Source organism: Herbaspirillum robiniae (assembly GCF_002213415.1).
Classification (GTDB): Bacteria; Pseudomonadota; Gammaproteobacteria; order Burkholderiales; family Burkholderiaceae_D; genus Herbaspirillum; species Herbaspirillum robiniae.
In genome coordinates this window covers 245,028-261,685 of record NZ_NJGU01000009.1, presented here as the reverse complement: position 1 = coordinate 261,685, position 16,658 = coordinate 245,028, and the positions used below count along the sequence as shown (strand labels likewise).

General features: G+C 64.8%; 15 protein-coding genes. 2 read left to right on the top strand and 13 right to left on the bottom strand.

Annotated features, from left to right (window positions below):
- Window positions 1-136: 136 nt before the first annotated feature.
- From CEJ42_RS17850 to CEJ42_RS17835, 4 genes are all read right to left on the bottom strand, one after another.
- A complete protein-coding gene (locus CEJ42_RS17850; protein ID WP_079217984.1) occupies window positions 137-916 on the bottom strand; it encodes an ABC transporter permease in 780 nt (259 codons plus the stop codon).
- A 17-nt stretch (window positions 917-933) separates the two neighbouring features.
- Window positions 934-1,719, bottom strand: coding sequence for an ABC transporter ATP-binding protein (locus CEJ42_RS17845; protein WP_079217985.1), 786 nt, complete (start codon window positions 1,717-1,719; stop codon window positions 934-936).
- Between the two features lie 80 nt (window positions 1,720-1,799).
- Window positions 1,800-2,834, bottom strand: a complete 1,035-nt coding sequence (locus tag CEJ42_RS17840) for an ABC transporter substrate-binding protein (protein ID WP_088752001.1) — start codon at window positions 2,832-2,834, stop codon at window positions 1,800-1,802.
- 301 nt (window positions 2,835-3,135) lie between these two features.
- Window positions 3,136-4,224 (bottom strand): porin, encoded by a 1,089-nt coding sequence (locus tag CEJ42_RS17835; RefSeq protein ID WP_079217987.1) that lies wholly within the window; start codon window positions 4,222-4,224, stop codon window positions 3,136-3,138.
- A 714-nt stretch (window positions 4,225-4,938) separates the two neighbouring features.
- Between CEJ42_RS17835 and CEJ42_RS17830 the strand changes: the two genes are divergently transcribed.
- Entirely contained in the window at window positions 4,939-6,240 is a 1,302-nt protein-coding gene (locus tag CEJ42_RS17830) for a urate hydroxylase PuuD (RefSeq protein WP_088752000.1), read from the top strand.
- Between the two features lie 880 nt (window positions 6,241-7,120).
- Here the strand turns inward: CEJ42_RS17830 and puuE are convergent.
- The 5 genes from puuE to CEJ42_RS17805 all read right to left on the bottom strand — a co-directional run bounded on the left by puuE (window position 7,121) and on the right by CEJ42_RS17805 (window position 12,719).
- Entirely contained in the window at window positions 7,121-8,053 is a 933-nt protein-coding gene (gene puuE, locus CEJ42_RS17825; protein ID WP_088752030.1) for an allantoinase PuuE, read from the bottom strand.
- Window positions 8,054-8,113: 60 nt separating this feature from the next.
- A complete protein-coding gene (locus CEJ42_RS17820; RefSeq protein ID WP_079217989.1) occupies window positions 8,114-8,848 on the bottom strand; it encodes an aspartate/glutamate racemase family protein in 735 nt (244 codons plus the stop codon).
- 3 nt (window positions 8,849-8,851) lie between these two features.
- The gene (locus CEJ42_RS17815; RefSeq protein WP_079217990.1) at window positions 8,852-10,297 is read right to left on the bottom strand and encodes an NCS1 family nucleobase:cation symporter-1; all 1,446 of its coding nucleotides are present in this window, start codon (window positions 10,295-10,297) and stop codon (window positions 8,852-8,854) included.
- A 150-nt stretch (window positions 10,298-10,447) separates the two neighbouring features.
- Window positions 10,448-11,194 carry a GntR family transcriptional regulator gene (locus CEJ42_RS17810; RefSeq protein ID WP_079219303.1) on the bottom strand — a complete coding sequence of 249 codons (747 nt, stop codon included), beginning with the start codon at window positions 11,192-11,194 and terminating at the stop codon, window positions 10,448-10,450.
- 466 nt (window positions 11,195-11,660) lie between these two features.
- Complete coding sequence (locus CEJ42_RS17805) at window positions 11,661-12,719, bottom strand: adenosine deaminase (RefSeq protein ID WP_079217991.1); 1,059 nt, start codon at window positions 12,717-12,719, stop codon at window positions 11,661-11,663.
- 289 nt (window positions 12,720-13,008) lie between these two features.
- Here CEJ42_RS17805 and CEJ42_RS17800 point away from each other — a divergent pair, with 289 nt between their 5' ends.
- A complete protein-coding gene (locus CEJ42_RS17800) occupies window positions 13,009-13,554 on the top strand; it encodes a hypothetical protein (protein WP_079217992.1) in 546 nt (181 codons plus the stop codon).
- Window positions 13,555-13,649: 95 nt separating this feature from the next.
- On the opposite strand, the gene CEJ42_RS17795 is transcribed toward CEJ42_RS17800, so the two are convergent.
- The 4 genes from CEJ42_RS17795 to CEJ42_RS17780 form a co-directional block, all read right to left on the bottom strand.
- Complete coding sequence (locus CEJ42_RS17795; protein WP_079217993.1) at window positions 13,650-14,384, bottom strand: amino acid ABC transporter ATP-binding protein; 735 nt, start codon at window positions 14,382-14,384, stop codon at window positions 13,650-13,652.
- Window positions 14,365-15,021, bottom strand: coding sequence for an amino acid ABC transporter permease (locus CEJ42_RS17790; protein WP_088751999.1), 657 nt, complete (start codon window positions 15,019-15,021; stop codon window positions 14,365-14,367). Before CEJ42_RS17790 ends, CEJ42_RS17795 begins: the two co-directional genes overlap by 20 nt.
- Window positions 15,018-15,689, bottom strand: coding sequence for an amino acid ABC transporter permease (locus tag CEJ42_RS17785; protein ID WP_079217995.1), 672 nt, complete (start codon window positions 15,687-15,689; stop codon window positions 15,018-15,020). The genes CEJ42_RS17790 and CEJ42_RS17785 overlap by 4 nt, the downstream gene beginning before the upstream one ends.
- Window positions 15,690-15,845: 156 nt before the next feature.
- Window positions 15,846-16,628: a transporter substrate-binding domain-containing protein gene (locus CEJ42_RS17780; RefSeq protein WP_079217996.1), complete on the bottom strand. Its 783-nt coding sequence runs from the start codon at window positions 16,626-16,628 to the stop codon at window positions 15,846-15,848.
- Window positions 16,629-16,658: the final 30 nt, after the last annotated feature.

Sequence of the window (16,658 nt, the reverse complement as noted above, 5' to 3'; positions counted from 1 at the left end):
CGATTCGTTGTAGACCGGCGGCCCCTGCCGCCTTGCGCCCGCTTTTGCCCGGGCGCCTCATACGCGCGTCATGATAGACAAATTGCGCCCCGCCGCATACCGCTTTTGCGCCACAGGCCGGGCTTTCCCGGCCCGCTCACTTGCCCCGGTGCGCCCAGGCCGTGGTGCGTTTCTCGATGATGGCGAACAGTTCATACATGGCCATGGCCATGGCGCCGATCACCACCAGGCCGGCGAAGGCCAGCGGCATCTTCATCGAGGAGCCGGCCGACACCAGCAGGTAGCCGATGCCTTCGTTGGAAGCGTTCATCTCGGACACGGTGGAGCCGACGAAGGCCAGCGTGATGGCGACCTTCAGCGACGCGAAGAAGTAAGGCATGGAGCGCGGCAGGCCGACCTTGAGCAGGATGTCCATGCGCTTGGCGCCCAGCACGCGCAGCACGTCTTCCAGTTCCGGCTCCAGCGTGGCCAGCCCGGTGGCGATGTTGACCATGATCGGGAAGAACGAAATCAGGAAGGCGGTCAGGATCGCCGGGCCGGCGCCGATGCCGAACCAGACCACCAGCACCGGCACGAAGGCCGCCTTGGGCAGGGCGTTGAAGGCCGTCATCAGCGGATAGGCGGCGGCATACAGCATCGGCGAGGAGCCGATGACGAAGCCCAGCGTCACGCCCACCGCGACCGCGATGGCGAATCCCACCATGGTGACCCAGAAGGTCGACAGCGCGTGCTGGGTGATCGGTCCGGAGAACTCCACCATGGCCTGGATGATCGACATCGGGCTGGGGAAGATGAAGTCGGAGACCTGCCAGACGCTGCAGATGAACTGCCAGATGCCGAGGATGACCAGCAGCAGGATCCAGGGCGCCAGCGTGGTGGCGGCTTTGTTGAGTTTGCCGCTGAACGGTTTTTTCATGTCGTGTTCTCCCTGCTTCAGGTGTTGCGCACGTGGCCGATATGCTCGCGCAGCTCGTGCACCAGGGCGTTGAAGGCGTCGGTATAGGTGGTTTCCAGCTCGCAGGGGCGCGGCAGCGGGTTCTCGCGGCGCACCACGATGCGGCCCGGGCGCTTGCTCATCACATAGATGGTGTCGGCCAGGAAGGCCGCCTCGCGCAGGTCGTGCGTGACCAGGATGACGTTGAACTTGCGCTCGGCCCACAGGTCGCGCAGCACGCACCACAGCTCCTCGCGGGTGAAGGCGTCGAGCGCGCCGAAGGGCTCGTCCAGCAGCAGCATCTTGGGTTCGTGGATCAGCGCGCGGCAGATCGAGGCACGCTGCTGCATGCCGCCCGAGAGCTGCCAGGGGAACTTGTCGGCGTAGCCGTCCAGGCCCACGGTCTTCAACAGCTTCAGGGCGCGTTCGGTGTATTCGGCTTTCTTCTGCTTGAAATCCTTGCGGTACGGCTCGACGATCTCCAGCGGCAGCAGCACGTTTTCCAGCGTGGTGCGCCAGGGCAGCAGCGTGGGCGCCTGGAAGGCCATGCCGACGAACTTCAGCGGGCCGGTGACCGGCTGGCCGTCGATGACGACGCTGCCGCGGTTGGGTTGTTTCAGGCCCGTGGCCAGTTTCATGAAGGTGGACTTGCCGCAGCCGGAGGGGCCGACGATGGCGATGAACTCGCCGGCCCTGGTCTGCAGGTCGATGTCTTCGACCGCGAACTCGGCGGCGCCGTCATAGGCCAGGTAGACGTGGCGGAAATCGACGAAGGTCTCGCTCATGGATGTGTTTCTTTTCTGCGGGTGTCGCGGTTGAATCGATGGGCGGCGGCAGTGGCCTGCCGCCGCCTTGCTGCATCGGCTTACTTGGGCAGGACGTCCAGCTCCGCCTTGGAAGGCAGGAAGCTGCCGTTCCAGACGCGGTCGGCGTTGACGCGGGTCTTGGTGCCGTAGGCGTCCGAGACCTGCGAGGCCATCAGCGTCAGGCGCGGGCCGAACACCTGGCCGTAGCCTTCCGACTTGGCGTGCGGCGTGGCGATGGCGCTGGCGATGGCCAGCTTCAGGCGGCGCAGCTCCAGCTTCTCGTCGATCAGGCCGTCGCGTTCCTTGACTACCTTGATGGCGGCTTCGGGGTTGGCGATCACATCCTTGGTGGCCTTGGCGAAGGCGCGCAGGAAGGCCTTGATGGCTTCCGGCTTCTGCTTGACCATGGCGTCGGAGGCGATGATGGCGTTGCCGTAGAGCTTCACGCCGTAGTCGGGGAACATCATCACGTTGACGTCTTCATCCTTCACGCCGCGTGCGTTCAGGTTCAGCAGCGAGGTGAAGTAGAAGCCGGTGATGGCGTCCACGTCGCCGCGCGCCAGCATGGTTTCGCGCAGCGGCGGGTCCATGCTGGTCCACTGCGCCTTGGAGGCGTCCAGGCCGTTGGCCTTGGCGAAGATCGGATAGCCGCGGCGGCCGGCGTCGAACACCGGGGCGCCCAGCTTCTTGCCGACCAGGTCGGCTGGCTTCTTGATGCCGGATTTCTTCAGCGAGAAGATCGCCGCCGGGGTGTCGTTGTAGACCATCATCACGGCCACCGGCTTGGAGGGCGCGTCGGGATTGTTGGCGGCGAACTCCATGAGCGCGGCCATGTCGGCGAAGCCCATGTCATAGGTGCCCGAGGCCACGCGGTTGACGGCGTTGCCCGAGCCGTTGCCGGCGTCGATGGTGACGTCCAGTTTTTCCTGGGCGAAGTAGCCTTTCGACTTGGCCACCAGGAACAGCGCGGACGGGCCTTCAAAGCGCCAGTCCAGCTGGAATTTGATCTTGGTCTCTTGCGCGAAAGAGGACGATGCCGATACCAGGCCGAGCAGCAGAGCCGCGGAGCAGCCAAGGAAGCGGAATGAACGCATGGGGAAGTCTCCCGAAAGGCGATTGAAAAAGGGGTGGAAACCGCAATGCCCGCGATATCCAGAAGGAGCTCGGCATGCAAAACAGAACAGAACGACTCGCGGCGCATTCCGGTAATGCGGTTCCCACCGAAGCACAGGCTCAAGACTCGGTTCGCCGGCCAGAAGGAGTCGCCGGTTCGCCGTACTGCGGCACTACGTTGCTGCGGTTGCCGGAAGCGGCGCGGCGCAAAGGACTTGCGCCGCGCCGTCCCGATTGGCCGCGTCCCTCAGCAGGTGGACGCGGCCAAGCCGTTGACGCGCATCAGAAACGATGGCGCATGCCCAGGCCGAAGGACACGCCCGAGCTCTGGTTCGAGATCTTGTCGTTCATGACGATCGCGTACAGGTCGGTGCGCTTGGACATGAAGTAGTCGTAGCCGACCGAAGTGGTGTTGCGCGAGACGTCGCCGGTGGTGCTGGCCAGCAGGTCGCCGGTGCGCTTGGTGCGCGCGAAGCCGGCCAGGATCGAGCCGTTGCCCACGGGCGCCGACAGGCCCACGCTGAACACCTTGTCCTTGGCCTGCGGGTTGCCGGCGGTGGTGTCCTTGCTTGCCTGGTAGGTGCCGTAGAGCTTGACCACCTGGAAGTCGTAGGTGCCGCCGACCATCCAGGTCTTCTGGCGGGTGATGCTCGAGAACGGCGCGGTGGCGTCGATGATGGCGCTGCCGGAGTTCGGGTTGCTGACCTGGGCGTCGAAGTACATGCCGGTCAGGGCCAGGGGGCCGTTGAAGTACAGGGCGTTCACGCCGATGTTCTTCTTGCCGGTCTGGCCGGCGACTTCACCGAACTGGTAGTGCAGGTTGGCCTGCAGGCCGCCGAACTTGGGCGTGGTGTAGATGATTTCATTGCTCCAGCCCGAGTCGGCCGCGTTGGCCTGGGTCCAGGTGCGCGAACCGAAGTTGCCCGACGGGGTGTAGACGTGCAGCACCAGCGGCGAGAAGGTGAAGGAGTCGCCGAACGGGTTGAACAGCACGGTCGGCAGGAAGCTCGGCGCCAGGCCGCGGCCCAGCATCACGCGGCCGTAGCCGCCGGACAGGGCGATGTTGGCGTCGCGCGAGAACAGGTTGTCGCCCGAGAAGCGGCCGGTGGCGCCGGTGTCGGTCTGGAAGAAGGACGTCAGGTTGAATTCGGCCTTCAGGCCGCCGCCCAGGTCTTCGGTGCCCTTGAAGCCGATCCACGACGTGGTCATGCCGCCCGAGCCTACCGATGCCTTGCTGCCGCTGTCGCCGCTGTTCTTCATGCTGCCTGCGAAGGCGTCGACCAGGCCGCTGACGGTGACGGACGATTGCGCCATCGCGCTGCCCGCCATCAGGCAGGATGCCAAAGCCAATGCCAAACGAGTTTTCTTCATTACGCTCCCCTGTTGATAAAAAGACGCCGGACGGGATTGCCCGACAAGTTCACATCTCTCCACCGCGGCGAGGACGGCTGACGTCTCTCCCGTGCCGGCCGTCGCTACGGATTCAGAACGGAGGTTTAGCAGATATCGTGCCAATCCCTTCTTCACGATTGGCGGGGTTTGTGGCGGCTTTTTCGGCTGGAAATGTAAAGAGCCGTGGCTGGCGCGGCATGCGGCGCTGCCGGCGGTTTCATGTCATGTGGCGGGAAAGCTGCGGGCGGGGCTTGCGAACGGGCGTTTTGTTTCTTATCGACAAATCAACGGCGCCGCGGTCGCCAACGGCAGGGCATTTTGTCGACAATAAAATTATCCATTCACGACAAAACAGCGCCAAGTTGGTGCTTGGCGCGCACCGAATTTGACGCGCTGCACTAAAAACGGAGAGGCCGGCCGGCGCGGGCGGCGGCCCGGGCGCGGCGCAAAGCTGCGCCGTTGATGGGGCGGCGTGATATGCGCCGAAGGCTCTGTTGCTTATCAGCGTTGGAAGATATTGTCGACAGCGCTTTCGGATATTGTGGCCAATCACTAGCAAAATTTCCCGGAATCGCGTATTGCAGCCTGCCGCCGCGCCCGGGAAGGCGTCTCGTCACCCGGCACCATTTATGCTAGAACCGTCGGCACGGGCGTCGACGCGCCATACAACAACACAGAGGAAACGACTCGAACATGGAAGCCTATATTCTCGACTGGCTCAATCTGCTGCTGCGCTGGCTGCACGTCATCACGGCAATCGCCTGGATCGGCTCTTCCTTCTACTTCGTCTGGCTGGACAACAGCCTGGTGCAGCCCACCGATCCCGAGCTCAAGGAGAAGGGCGTGGGCGGCGAGCTGTGGGCGGTGCACGGCGGCGGCTTCTACAATCCGCAGAAGTACCTGCTGGCGCCCAGGCAGCTGCCGGAGCACCTGCACTGGTTCTACTGGGAGTCGTACAGCACCTGGCTGTCGGGCTTCGCGCTGTTCTCGCTGCTGTACCTGTTCAACGCCAACGTGTTCCTGGTCGACCGCAACGTGTTCGACATGTCGGGCTCGATGGCCGGCGGCACGGCCGTCGCCTTCCTGGTCTTCAACTGGCTGATCTACGACGCCATCTGCAGCAGCATCGGCGACCGTCCGAACGCCGATCGCCTGGTCAACATCCTGGTCGGGCTGCAGGTCGTGGTGTCGGTGTGGGCGGCCTGCCACCTGTTCTCGGGGCGCGCGGCCTTCCTGATCAGCGGCGCTTCGCTGGCCACCATCATGAGCGCCAACGTGCTGGTGTGGATCATTCCGGGCCAGCGCAAGATGGTGGCGTCGATGCGCGCCGGCCAGGCGCCCGATCCCATCCACGGAAAGCGCGGCAAGCAGCGCAGCGTGCACAACACCTACTTCACGCTGCCGGTGCTGTTCGCCATGCTGTCCAACCACTACAGCATGACCTACAGCGCGCCGCACAACTGGCTGGTGCTGCTGATGATCATGGCCGCGGGCGCGCTGATCCGCCAGTTCTTCGTGCTGCGCCACAAGGGCGTCTACAACTGGTGGTATCCGGGTGTGGCGGTGGCCTTGCTGCTGGGCGTCGCCGTGGGCCTGAGTCCGATGATGCGGGACAAGCCGGTGCCGGCGGCGCTGCATCACAAGGAGGCCGCGGCGCCTGCCGCGCCCACTGCCACGGCAGCCGCTGAGGGTGCCGCCAAGACCGATGCGGCGCCGGCGCCCGCTGCCGCTGCCGCCGCTGGCGGGTTTGCCCAGGTGCAGCAGGTGATCGAGGCGCGCTGCATCCAGTGCCACTCGGCCAAGCCTACCCTGATGCCGGTGCCGGGCAAGGGCGTGCTGCTGGACAGCAAGGAGCATATTTCCCAGCATGCCCAGCAGATCTATCAGCAGGCTGTGGTGCAGAAGTCCATGCCGTTGGGGAATATGACCAATATCACTGATGATGAGCGGGCGATGATTGGGAAGTGGTTTGAGGCGGGGGCGGCGGTCAATTGAGGTTGTTGTTGGTTGCCTTGACTGGCCTTGCCTTGCCGTTGCCGTCATCCCGGCGGAAGCCGGGATCCAGTGTCGTTCGTTGTGCCTCTGTGAACTCCGTTCGGACTGAGTAGCCGCGTATGCGGCGTATCGAAGTCAGCGTGTATGCGGTTGTGTTTGTTTGGGTAGTCTGGTCTTGCTGCCTGCAGATGTACTGGCTTTGGTCCTATCTTTCTCCGGTCGCAGGGGAGCGCCGGGGGCGGCCCGGCAGCCGCTCACTTTCTTTGCTCCGCCAAAGAAAGTAAGCAAAGAAAGGCGGCCGCTACCGCCCAGCCCCTTCGGGGTACCCGCTGAACCGCACGAAAAAATGGGAAAGGAGGCAAGTCGCTACGCTCCGGCCTCCTTTCTGATCCATTTTTCCGCGCGGTTCAGCGGCTGGGCAGAAGCGGACTGCGTTGACGGCTCGCCTGCGGCTTTGCCTTGTGTCCGGCTCGCCGTCGGCCTCGCGGGGCTTGCTGCTCGCCTGCGGCATCGATTCCGTGGCTCGCTATCTCTTTCAATCCGCCTCGCCTTCGGCTTTGTCGGCGCTTGCACCTCTGCGTCGGCTTCGATGTGCAGACTCACGATCTCCTGTAATCCGTCATCCCGGCGAAGGCCGGGATCCAGTGTCGTTCGTTGTGCCTCTGAGAACCCCGTTCGGACTGAGTAGCCGCCTTGCGGCGTATCGAAGTCTGCGTGTATGCGGTTCCTCTCAGGGGCCTCGCTGCCGACCGACGTAGCAGCTTCGATCCCATCCTTCTCCGTTCGGTACGAAGCGCCGAGGCAGCTCAGCCGCCGCATTCCCACCGTACCCCATCAAGCAAAAACGCCGGCAACCGCCGGCGTCTCCGTCCGTTCGACTTCAAGCAGCCTGGTACGGATGCACCTTCTTCCAATGCTCGGCAATGTCGATCCGGCGGCAGATCCACACCTTCTCATGCGACTGCACGTAGTCCAGGAAGCGCTGCAGCGCGCGGAAGCGGCCCGGGCGGCCGAGCAGGCGGCAGTGCATGCCGATCGACAGCATCTTGGGCGACTCTTCGCCTTCTTCGTAGAGCACGTCGAAGCTGTCCTTCAGGTACTGGTAGAAGTGCTCGCTGGTGTTGAAGCCCTGCGGCGTGGCGAAGCGCATGTCGTTGCTGTCCAGCGTGTAGGGCACCACCAGGTGCGGCTCGGTCTTGCCGGCCGAGGTTTCCACCGAAGTCCAGAACGGCAGGTCGTCGCCGTAGTAGTCGGAGTCGTAGGCGAAGCCGCCGTGTTCCACCACCAGTTGGCGCGTGTTGGGGGAGTCGCGGCCGGTGTACCAGCCCAGCGGGGCGCTGCCGGTGAGTTCGCGGAAGATCTGCACCGCCTGGCGCATGTGCTCGCGCTCGCCGTCGATGTCCATGCTCTGGTAATGGATCCAGCGCAGGCCGTGGCAGGCGATTTCGTGGCCCAGCTCGATGAAGGCCCGGGTCACGTCCGGCGAGCGCTGCAGGGCCATGGCCACGCCGAAGACGGTCAGCGGCAGGCCGCGCTTTTCGAACTCGCGCAGGATGCGCCACACGCCCACCCGCGAGCCGTATTCGTAGATCGATTCCATCGACATGTGGCGCGCCGGGTAGGCAGCCGCGCCGACGATCTCGGAGAGGAACTGCTCGGACGCCGGGTCGCCGTGCAGCACGCAGTTCTCGCCGCCTTCTTCATAGTTGAGGACGAACTGCAGCGCCACGCGGGCCTGTCCCGGCCATTGGGCGTGCGGAGGATTGCGGCCGTAGCCGGCGAGGTCACGCGGATAGGTTTGTTGCGAAGACATGTTGCTCATTGAGGTTGCGGAAAAAAACGCGGTGCGGGCGAACCCGCGCCGCAGGTTGCGTCACGGCCTGGAGAATTCCTTCAGCAAGCCATGGTAAGCCTTGGGCAGCGGCGGCGCCAGCTCCCCGCGTTTGGCGGTGGCCAGTCCCAGCGCCACCAGCGATTCGGCCAGCTTGACGGCGGCGGTCACGCCGTCGATCACCGGCGCGCCGATGTCGCGCGAGATCGCCGCGCACAGGTCAGCCATGCCGGCGCAGCCCAGCACGATGGCCTCGGCGCCGTCCTCGGCCAGCGCGCGCCGGCATTCGTCGGTGATGCGCGCGCGGGCGTCGGAGGCCGGGTTCTCCAGCTCCAGCACCGCAATCTCGCAGGCTCGCACGTTGCGGCAGAAGCGCTGCATGCCGTAGCGCTCGGCCAGGTGCCAGGCCATGCCCGAGGTGCGCGCCAGCGTGGTCACCACCGAAAACGAGGGCGCCACCAGGCTGGCCATGTGCATGGCCGCCTCGGCGATGCCGATCACCGGCCCCGTGGCCAGCTCGCGCGCGGCCGACAGGCCGGGGTCGCCGAAGCAGGCGATGACGTAGGCGTCGCAGCCTTCGCGCTCGCCGCGGGCGATCTCCTGCAGCAGGCCGGGCACCGCCAGCGCCTCGTCGTAGTGGCTCTCGATCGACGCCGGCCCCATGCCGGGACTGACGCCGCTTACCTCGGTGCCCGCCGCGGCCACGGCGCGCGCGCAGGCGGTCATGGCCTCGGTCATCGAGACGGTGGTGTTGGGATTGATCAGCCGGATGCGCATGCCTTATCCCTTCTTCGCGAAGAACAGGTAGAACACCGCGCCCAGCGCCGCGCCGATGAACCACGAGAAGTCAGCCGCGGCGCGCAGCTGCGGCAGCATCACGCAGGCCACGCAGACGGCGGCGGCCAGCACCAGCGCCTTGACCGCGTCGCGGTTGACGCCGTTGCTGTACCAGTAGCGCCCCCTGGGGTTCATCGAATACAGGTCGTCGACCGTCACCTGGCGCTTCTTGATCAGGTAGTAGTCGGCCAGCAGGATGCCGTACAACGGGCCGATGAAGCCGCCCAGCACGTCCAGCGTGTAGTGGATCACCTCGGGATTGCCGAACAGGTTCCACGGCGTGATGAAGATCGAGGCGGTGGCCGCGATCATGCCGCCGGCGCGCCAGCTGATGCGGCTGGGCGAAAGGTTGGAAAAGTCGAACGCGGCCGAGACGAAGTTGGCCACGATGTTGATGCCGATGGTGGCCATCAGGAAGGTCAGCGCGCCGATCACGGCGGCGGTGGTGTTGTCGATGCGGGCCACGGTCTCCACCGGGTCGGTGATCAGCTCGCCGAACACCGCGATGGTGGCCGAGGTGGTCACCACCGTCACCAGCGAGAAGGCCAGGAAGTTGACCGGCAGGCCCCAGAAGTTGCCGCGCTTCACGTCGGAGAAGGTGTGGCAGTAGCGCGAGAAGTCGCCGAAGTTGAGCATCGGTCCGGAGAAGTAGGACACCACCAGCGAGATCGCCGTGATCATCACCGACACCGCCGCCCAGCCGCTGTACTTGATCTCGCCCAGGTTCAGGCCGATGTTCTGCCAGCCGGCCTTCCAGATCATCCAGCCCGCCAGCACGAACATCACCACGTAGACCGCGGGGCCGGCGAAGTCGATGAACTTCTTGATGGTCTCCATGCCGTTCCAGAACACCAGCGCCTGCGCCACCCACAGCAGCAGGAAGCCGCCCCAGCCCAGCGCCGAGAGACCGGCGAAGGAGTGCACGTGGACGTCGGCCCAGGGTTTGAGCTCGGGATAGAACTTCAGCACCACCACCACGAAGGCGGCCGAGGCCAGGTAGGTCTGGATGCCGTACCAGGCCACCGCGATCAGGCCGCGGATCATGGCCGGCACGTTGGCGCCGAGCACGCCGAACGACAGGCGGCTCATCACCGGATAAGGCACGCCGTGCGCTTGGCTCGGGCGCGCCACCAGGTTGCACAGCAGGTAGACGATGGTGATGCCGACCAGCAGCGAGATCAGCACCTGCCAGCTGGTCAGGCCCAGCGCGAACAGGCTGCCGGCGAACACGTAGCCGCCCACGCTGTGTACGTCGGACATCCAGAAGGCGAAGATATTGTAGGAGCCCCAGGTCTGCTGCTTGAGCGGGGCGAGGTCTTCATTGGTGAGGCGCGCGTCGTCGGCGCCGGAGAGATAAGCGCTTGTTGCAGAGGATGAGTCGATGGTCATTGCCGGTCTCCGTCCAGAGGGGATGATGGATGAAACGAGCCCATCCGGCGCCAGCGCCGGATAGCTCAGCGGATCCTTCCTGCATGCTCTGCGGCATTCGATCAGTCGCGTGGCCTGCGCCGCGCGGGTGGTCTGGTGTCTGGTGACGCTCTATATTCCCTTGCCAAGCACGGCGCGCAGGTCGAACTGATCGTCCGCATCCGGCCGTACCCGGTCCTCGCACAAATGCAAGTGGTGTGCCATATGCTCCTGGGCGGCTTCGACGTCGCCGCTTTCCAGGGCTTCCAGCACGGTTTCGTGTTCGTCGAAGGAGCAGGCGTTGTGGCCCGGCGCTTCGGTCTTGGCGATCATCAGCGTGGTGCGCGAGACCAGCTTGCGCAGCGTCTCCACCAGCAGCGCGTTGCCGGTCAGCTCGGCCAGCGCCAGGTGGAACTGGGCGGACAGGCGGATCCAGCGCGGCCGGTCGCCGGTGAGATAGGACTCGCGCTCTTCCTCCACCATGCGGCGCAGGCCGGCGATCTGGCGCGTGCCGGCTTCGCGGCCGACCTTCTCCAGCACCGCGTGTTCGAGGATGTTGCGCAGCTCGAACATGTCGCGCACTTCGGCGTGGGAGGGGCTGGCGATGAAGGCGCCGCGGTTGGCCTCGAGGTCGACCATGCCTTCCGAGGCCAGGCGCGAGAGCACCTTGCGCACGGTGTGGCGGGCGGTGTCGTAGATCTGGCAGAGCGTCTGCTCGGTCAGCTTGGTGCGCGGCGGCAGGCGGTGTTCCATGATGGCGTCATAGATGTCCTGGTACATGCGTTCTTCCACGGCGACCGAGGATTCGCGCTCGCGCGCTGCCGCGGCGCGGCCCTGGGGAGCGGCCGGTGCGCGGCCGGTTTTGCTGGCTTTGTTCATGATGCTCATGCTCTCGATGAAAATCCCGTCTGCGGATGCCATTGCCGATCGACAACGATAAGCGATAAATCGTCGACAATCAGGAAAAGGATTTGCAACAAAACGGGGCTATTCTGCACCAAAAAGAACGGCGTGTGCCTTTCTTCGGGGCGGGTCCTGCGGCCCTTTCGATGCTGCATTGCGAAGCGCCGGCCTTGCATTGGCGCGCCCGGCCTCGTCATTTTCCTCGGCCGTCCCGGTTGCCAGGGACGGTTTGCGCAGCGCATGATGCCGCCGCCGATTGTCGTCAATCCAGTTGTCGATTCATGGCAATGCTGATGACGGATGTGACAGCTTTGCCCCGCGGATTGCCGTGGCATACGGTTGCCAATCACGTCCGGCTTCCATGATGCAAGAAGCGTGCTTGACCTGCCGCGGCAACAAAAAAGCCCGGCGCGCGGCCGGGCTTTTGCGGGACGGGGGCGGCTCAGTGCGCCGCGGCGTACTGCTCCAGCTCCTGCATCAGGATGGACTTGTCCTCCTCCGACAGGAAACAGGCCTCGATGCCGTTGCGCGCCAGCTGCAGCACCTGCGCGCGCGACAGGTCGAGCGAGCGGGCGATGGCGTGGTAGTTGGCCGTCATGTAGCCGCCGAAGTAGGCCGGGTCGTCCGAGTTGACGGTGACGGCCAGGCCGGCGTCGAGCAGGCGCGCGATGTTGTGCTCGGCCATGTCCTTGACCACGCATAGCTTCAGGTTCGACAGCGGGCACACGGTAAGCGGGGTGCGCTGTTGCGCCAGGCGCTGCATCAGGGCCGGGTCTTCCTCGCTGCGCACGCCGTGGTCGATGCGCTCGACGTGCAGCACGTCCAGCGCGCCGATCACGTAGGCCGCTGGCCCTTCCTCGCCGGCGTGGGCCACCAAGCGGAAGCCCAGTTCGCGGCAGCGGGCGTAGACGCGCTCGAATTTCTCCGGCGGGTTGCCGCGCTCGGAGGAGTCCAGGCCGATGCCGAGCCACAGGTCTTCATACTGGTCGCGCAGCGGCAGGGCGGCTTCCAGCGTGGCGAAGGCGTCTTCTTCCGACAGATGGCGCAGGAAGGACATGATCATGGCGCTGCCGAAACCGTCGCGGCGGCGCGCGTCGCGCAGCGCGCCGGCGATGCCGGCGAACACGGTGGCGATCGGGATGCCGCGCTCGGTGTGGGTCTGCGGGTCGAAGAAGATCTCGGCATGGCGCACGTTGTCGGCCTGGGCGCGCGCGATGTAGGCCGCGGTCATGTCGTAGAAGTCCTGCTCGGTGCGCAGCACGTTGGCGCCGGCGTAGTAAAGGTCGAGGAAGGACTGCAGGTCGCTGAAGTTATAGGCCGCGCGCAGGTCTTCGACCGAGGCGTAGGGCAGCGCGACCTGGTTGCGCTGGGCCAGCGCGAACATCAGTTCGGGCTCCAGCGTGCCTTCGATATGCAGGTGCAGTTCGGTTTTGGGCATGCCGGCGATGAAACCGTCGAGCGCCTGGCCCGATGCGGAGGGAGAAATGACTGCTGAGTTCATGGCTGACTACCTTCAAAAAAATGGCGAGAACAGGGGAGGGACAGGCCGCAGGTGCCGCGCGGCGGGGCGCGCAGCCCAAGCATAGCCGCCTCCCGGCCCCCGCATTATCACGCAAATCGCATACCCGGCCCAAGTCCCCGGGGGCGGCGGCTGAACCTTATGCGCCGGCGGCACTCTGAGCAGCAGCCGCGGACGGGGCGTTCCGCGCAATCGGGGGTGTAAAGATTGGATGAAATCCCGCCCCCGAATGTAAAGGCATGTTTAAATGCAAACTTCACAGGGGAGATGCATGCGCAAGACGATCAGGGATTCGATGCAGCTGGTGTTGTGCGGAACGGTGCTGGCGGGGGTGGCCGGCTGTTCCTGGATGCCGTGGACAGACAAGGAAGACCCGACGGTGGTGCCGTACAAGACCATCATGAGCGGCTCCTACCAGGGTTTCCTGAAGAACTGGGACGACCGCAAGCAGCCGGTGTTCTGCACGCTGATCCGCAGCCGCGCGGAATGGGATGCATGGATGCAGCCGGCCCCGGTGATGGGCGACCAGCGCCCGACCGGCCCCAGCCAGGCGCATTTCGACATGAAGCAATACCTGCTCGTGGCCCGCACCATGCAGGCCCCCGACGCCGCCGAGCGGCCGCATGTGTTCACGCCGCTGGCGGTCACCTACCGCAACGGCACGCTCAAGATCAACTACCTCTACCGCGAGCCGGCCTCCGGCGCCTCCTACCGCGTCAAGGACTACCTGATGCTGGCCATTCCCAAGGAGCGCTATACCACCGGGCCGGTGGTGTTCTACGAGAACGACCGCAAGGTGTGCCAGCTGGATCGCTGAGACCCGCACGGTCCCGCCCAAAAAGAAAAGCCGGAGGCGCTGCGCCTCCGGCTTTTTTCATGCCCGCACCCGCAGGCATGCAGGCACGCTGGCGCTCAGGCGCCCTGGGTCATGCCGATGAACTGCTGCAGCTCCGGCGTCTTCGGGTTGGTGAAGACTTCTTCCGGCGGGCCGATCTCGTGCACCTTGCCCTGGTGCATGAACACCAGGCGGTTGCAGACCTCGCGCGCGAAGCGCATCTCGTGGGTCACCATCACCAGCGTCATGCCTTCCTTGGCCAGGCCGCGCACCACGGCCAGCACTTCGTTGACCAGTTCCGGGTCCAGTGCCGAAGTGATCTCGTCGCACAGCAGCGCCTGCGGCTGCATCGACAGCGCGCGTGCAATCGCCACGCGCTGCTGCTGGCCGCCGGAGAGCTGGTCGGGATAGGCGTCGAACTTGTGGCCCAGGCCGACCTTCTCCAGGTTAGCCTTGGCGATGGCTTCGGCCTCGGCTTCCGAGGTGCCCTTGACGATCATCGGCGCGATCATCACGTTGCGGCCCACGGAAAGGTGCGGGAACAGGTTGAACTGCTGGAAGATCATGCCGACCTTCAGGCGCAGGTTGCGCAGCTCCAGTTCGGTCTGGCCCAGCTTGGCGCCGGCCACGCTGATGTTGCCTTCGTCGATGGTCTCCAGGCCGTTGATGCAGCGCAGGAGGGTCGACTTGCCCGAGCCGCTCTTGCCGATGATGGCAATGACTTCGCCGGGCTCGATGTCCAGGCTGATGCCCTTGAGGACTTCGTTGTCGCCGAAGCGTTTCTTGACGTTATCAATGGCGATGAGCGGCATTGTATTTCCTTTCTAAAGACTGGCTGTACTTGGACAGCGGCCAGCAAAGCACGAAGTAAAAGACGCCCACGATGGCGAACACCGTGAAGGGGCGGAAGGTGGCGTTGGTGATCACGGTACCGGCCTTGGAGAGCTCGATGAAACCGATGATCGACGTCACCGCGGTGGACTTGATGATCTGCACGCCGAAGCCCACGGTGGGCGCGATGGCGATGCGCAGGGCCTGCGGCAGCACGATGTGGCGCATCTGCTGGAAGTAGCTCATGGCCAGCACCGACGACGCTTCCCATTGGCCCTTGGGGATCGCTTCCACGCAGCCGCGCCAGATTTCGGCGAGGTAGGAGGCGCTCCAGCACATCAGCGCCAGGCCCGCGGCCAGCCACGCCGGCACCTCGATGCCGAACAGCGCGATGCCGAAGAACACCAGGAACAGCTGCATCAGCAGCGGCGTGCCCTGGAACAGTTCGATGTACAGGCGGGCGATCTGGCGCAGCCAGGTCTGGCGCGAGGTGCGCATGAACAGGATGATCAGGCCCAGCGTGCCGCCGAGCACGAAGGTGACCAGCGTCAGGACGATGGTCCAGCGCCAGGCCAGCATCAGGTTGCGGACGATGTCCCAGGTGGTGAATGAAATCATGCGTTCCTCCGCGCGGTGATGAAGTATTGGCCGATCAGGCGCAGCACCTGGCGCAGCAGGATCGACAGCACCAGGTAGATCAGCGTGGCCACGATGTAGGCCTCGAAGGCGCGGAAGTTGCGGCCCTGGATGAAGTTGGCGGCGAACGAGAGTTCTTCCACCGCGATCTGCGAGCACACCGCCGAACCCAGCATCACGATGACCACCTGCGAAGACAGCGCCGGCCAGATCTTCTGCAGCGCCGGGCGCAGGATGATGTGGCGGAAGATCTGCATGCGCGACATCGACAGCGACGCCGCCGCCTCGATCTGCCCGCGCGGCACGGCCTGCACGCCGGCGCGGATGATCTCGGTGCTGTAGGCGCCCAGGTTGATCACCATCGCCAGGATGGCGGCCTGGATTTCGCTGATGTGGATATCCAGCGAAGGCAGGCCGAAGAAGATGAAGAACAGCTGCACCAGGAAGGGCGTATTGCGGATGACCTCGATATAGCCGCTGACGATGGGCTTGAGCCACTTCGGCCCCTGCGTGCGCGCCCAGGCGCCGAAGATGCCGACCGCCACGCCGAGCACGCCGCCGATGGCGATCAGCTCGATCGTCGTCTGGATGCCCTTGACGATGACGTCGCCGTACTCGAAGGTTGATAGGAAATCGAATTGATAGGCCATGTCGTGTTTGCCCGCCTCGTATTGCTTGGTGCACCCGATGAAACCGGGGCCCCGGTTGTCCGCCTGCCTGCTGTTGCTGCTACTGCCCGCATCGCCGGCGCCAGGCGGAATCGCGCCGGCGATGCGTTACTTCCCTGCTTGAATCAGTCCTGCAAATTACAGGCCAGCCGGCAGCGGCAGGCCCAGCCACTTCTGCGAGATGGCGTTCAGGCTGCCATCCTTCTTGGCGTCGGCCAGGATGGCGTCGACCTTGTCCTGCAGCTTCTTCTCACCCTTGTTCAGGCCGATGAAGCACGGCGAATCCTTGATCAGGAACTTGGTTTCCGGCTTCTTGGGCGGGTTCTTGGCGATGATGGCCGCGGCCACCACGTTGCCGGTGGCCACCAGCTGCACCTGGCCCGAGAGGAAGGAGCTGATGGTGCTGTTGTTGTCTTCGTAGCGCTTCACGGTGGCGTTGGCCGGGAGGATCTTGGTCAGCTCCAGGTCTTCCACCGAGCCGCGGGTGACCGCGATGGTCTTGCCGGCCAGGTCGGCGGCGCTCTTGACGGACAGGTCGGCCGGGCCGAACACGCCGTTGAAGAAGGGCGCGTAGGCGCTGGAGAAGTCGATCACCTTTTCACGTTCCGGATTCTTGCCCATGCTGGAGATCACCAGGTCCACCTTCTTGGTGGTCAGGTAGGGAATGCGGTTGGCGCTGGTGACCGGGATCAGGTCGACCTTCACGCCCAGCTTCTTGGCGATCAGGTTGGCCACGTCGATATCGAAGCCCAGCGGCTTCAAGTCGGCGTCGACCGAGCCGAACGGCGGGAAGTCGGCCGGCACGGCCACGCGCAGCGTGCCGTTCTTCTGGATATCGTCCAGCGTGTCGGCGCGCGCGGCCGTGGCGGAGAACATCAGGGCGCCAGCCATCAGGCCGAGCAGGAGTTTGGACAGTTTCATAGCATTTTCCCTTGTGACGACGATTGATGA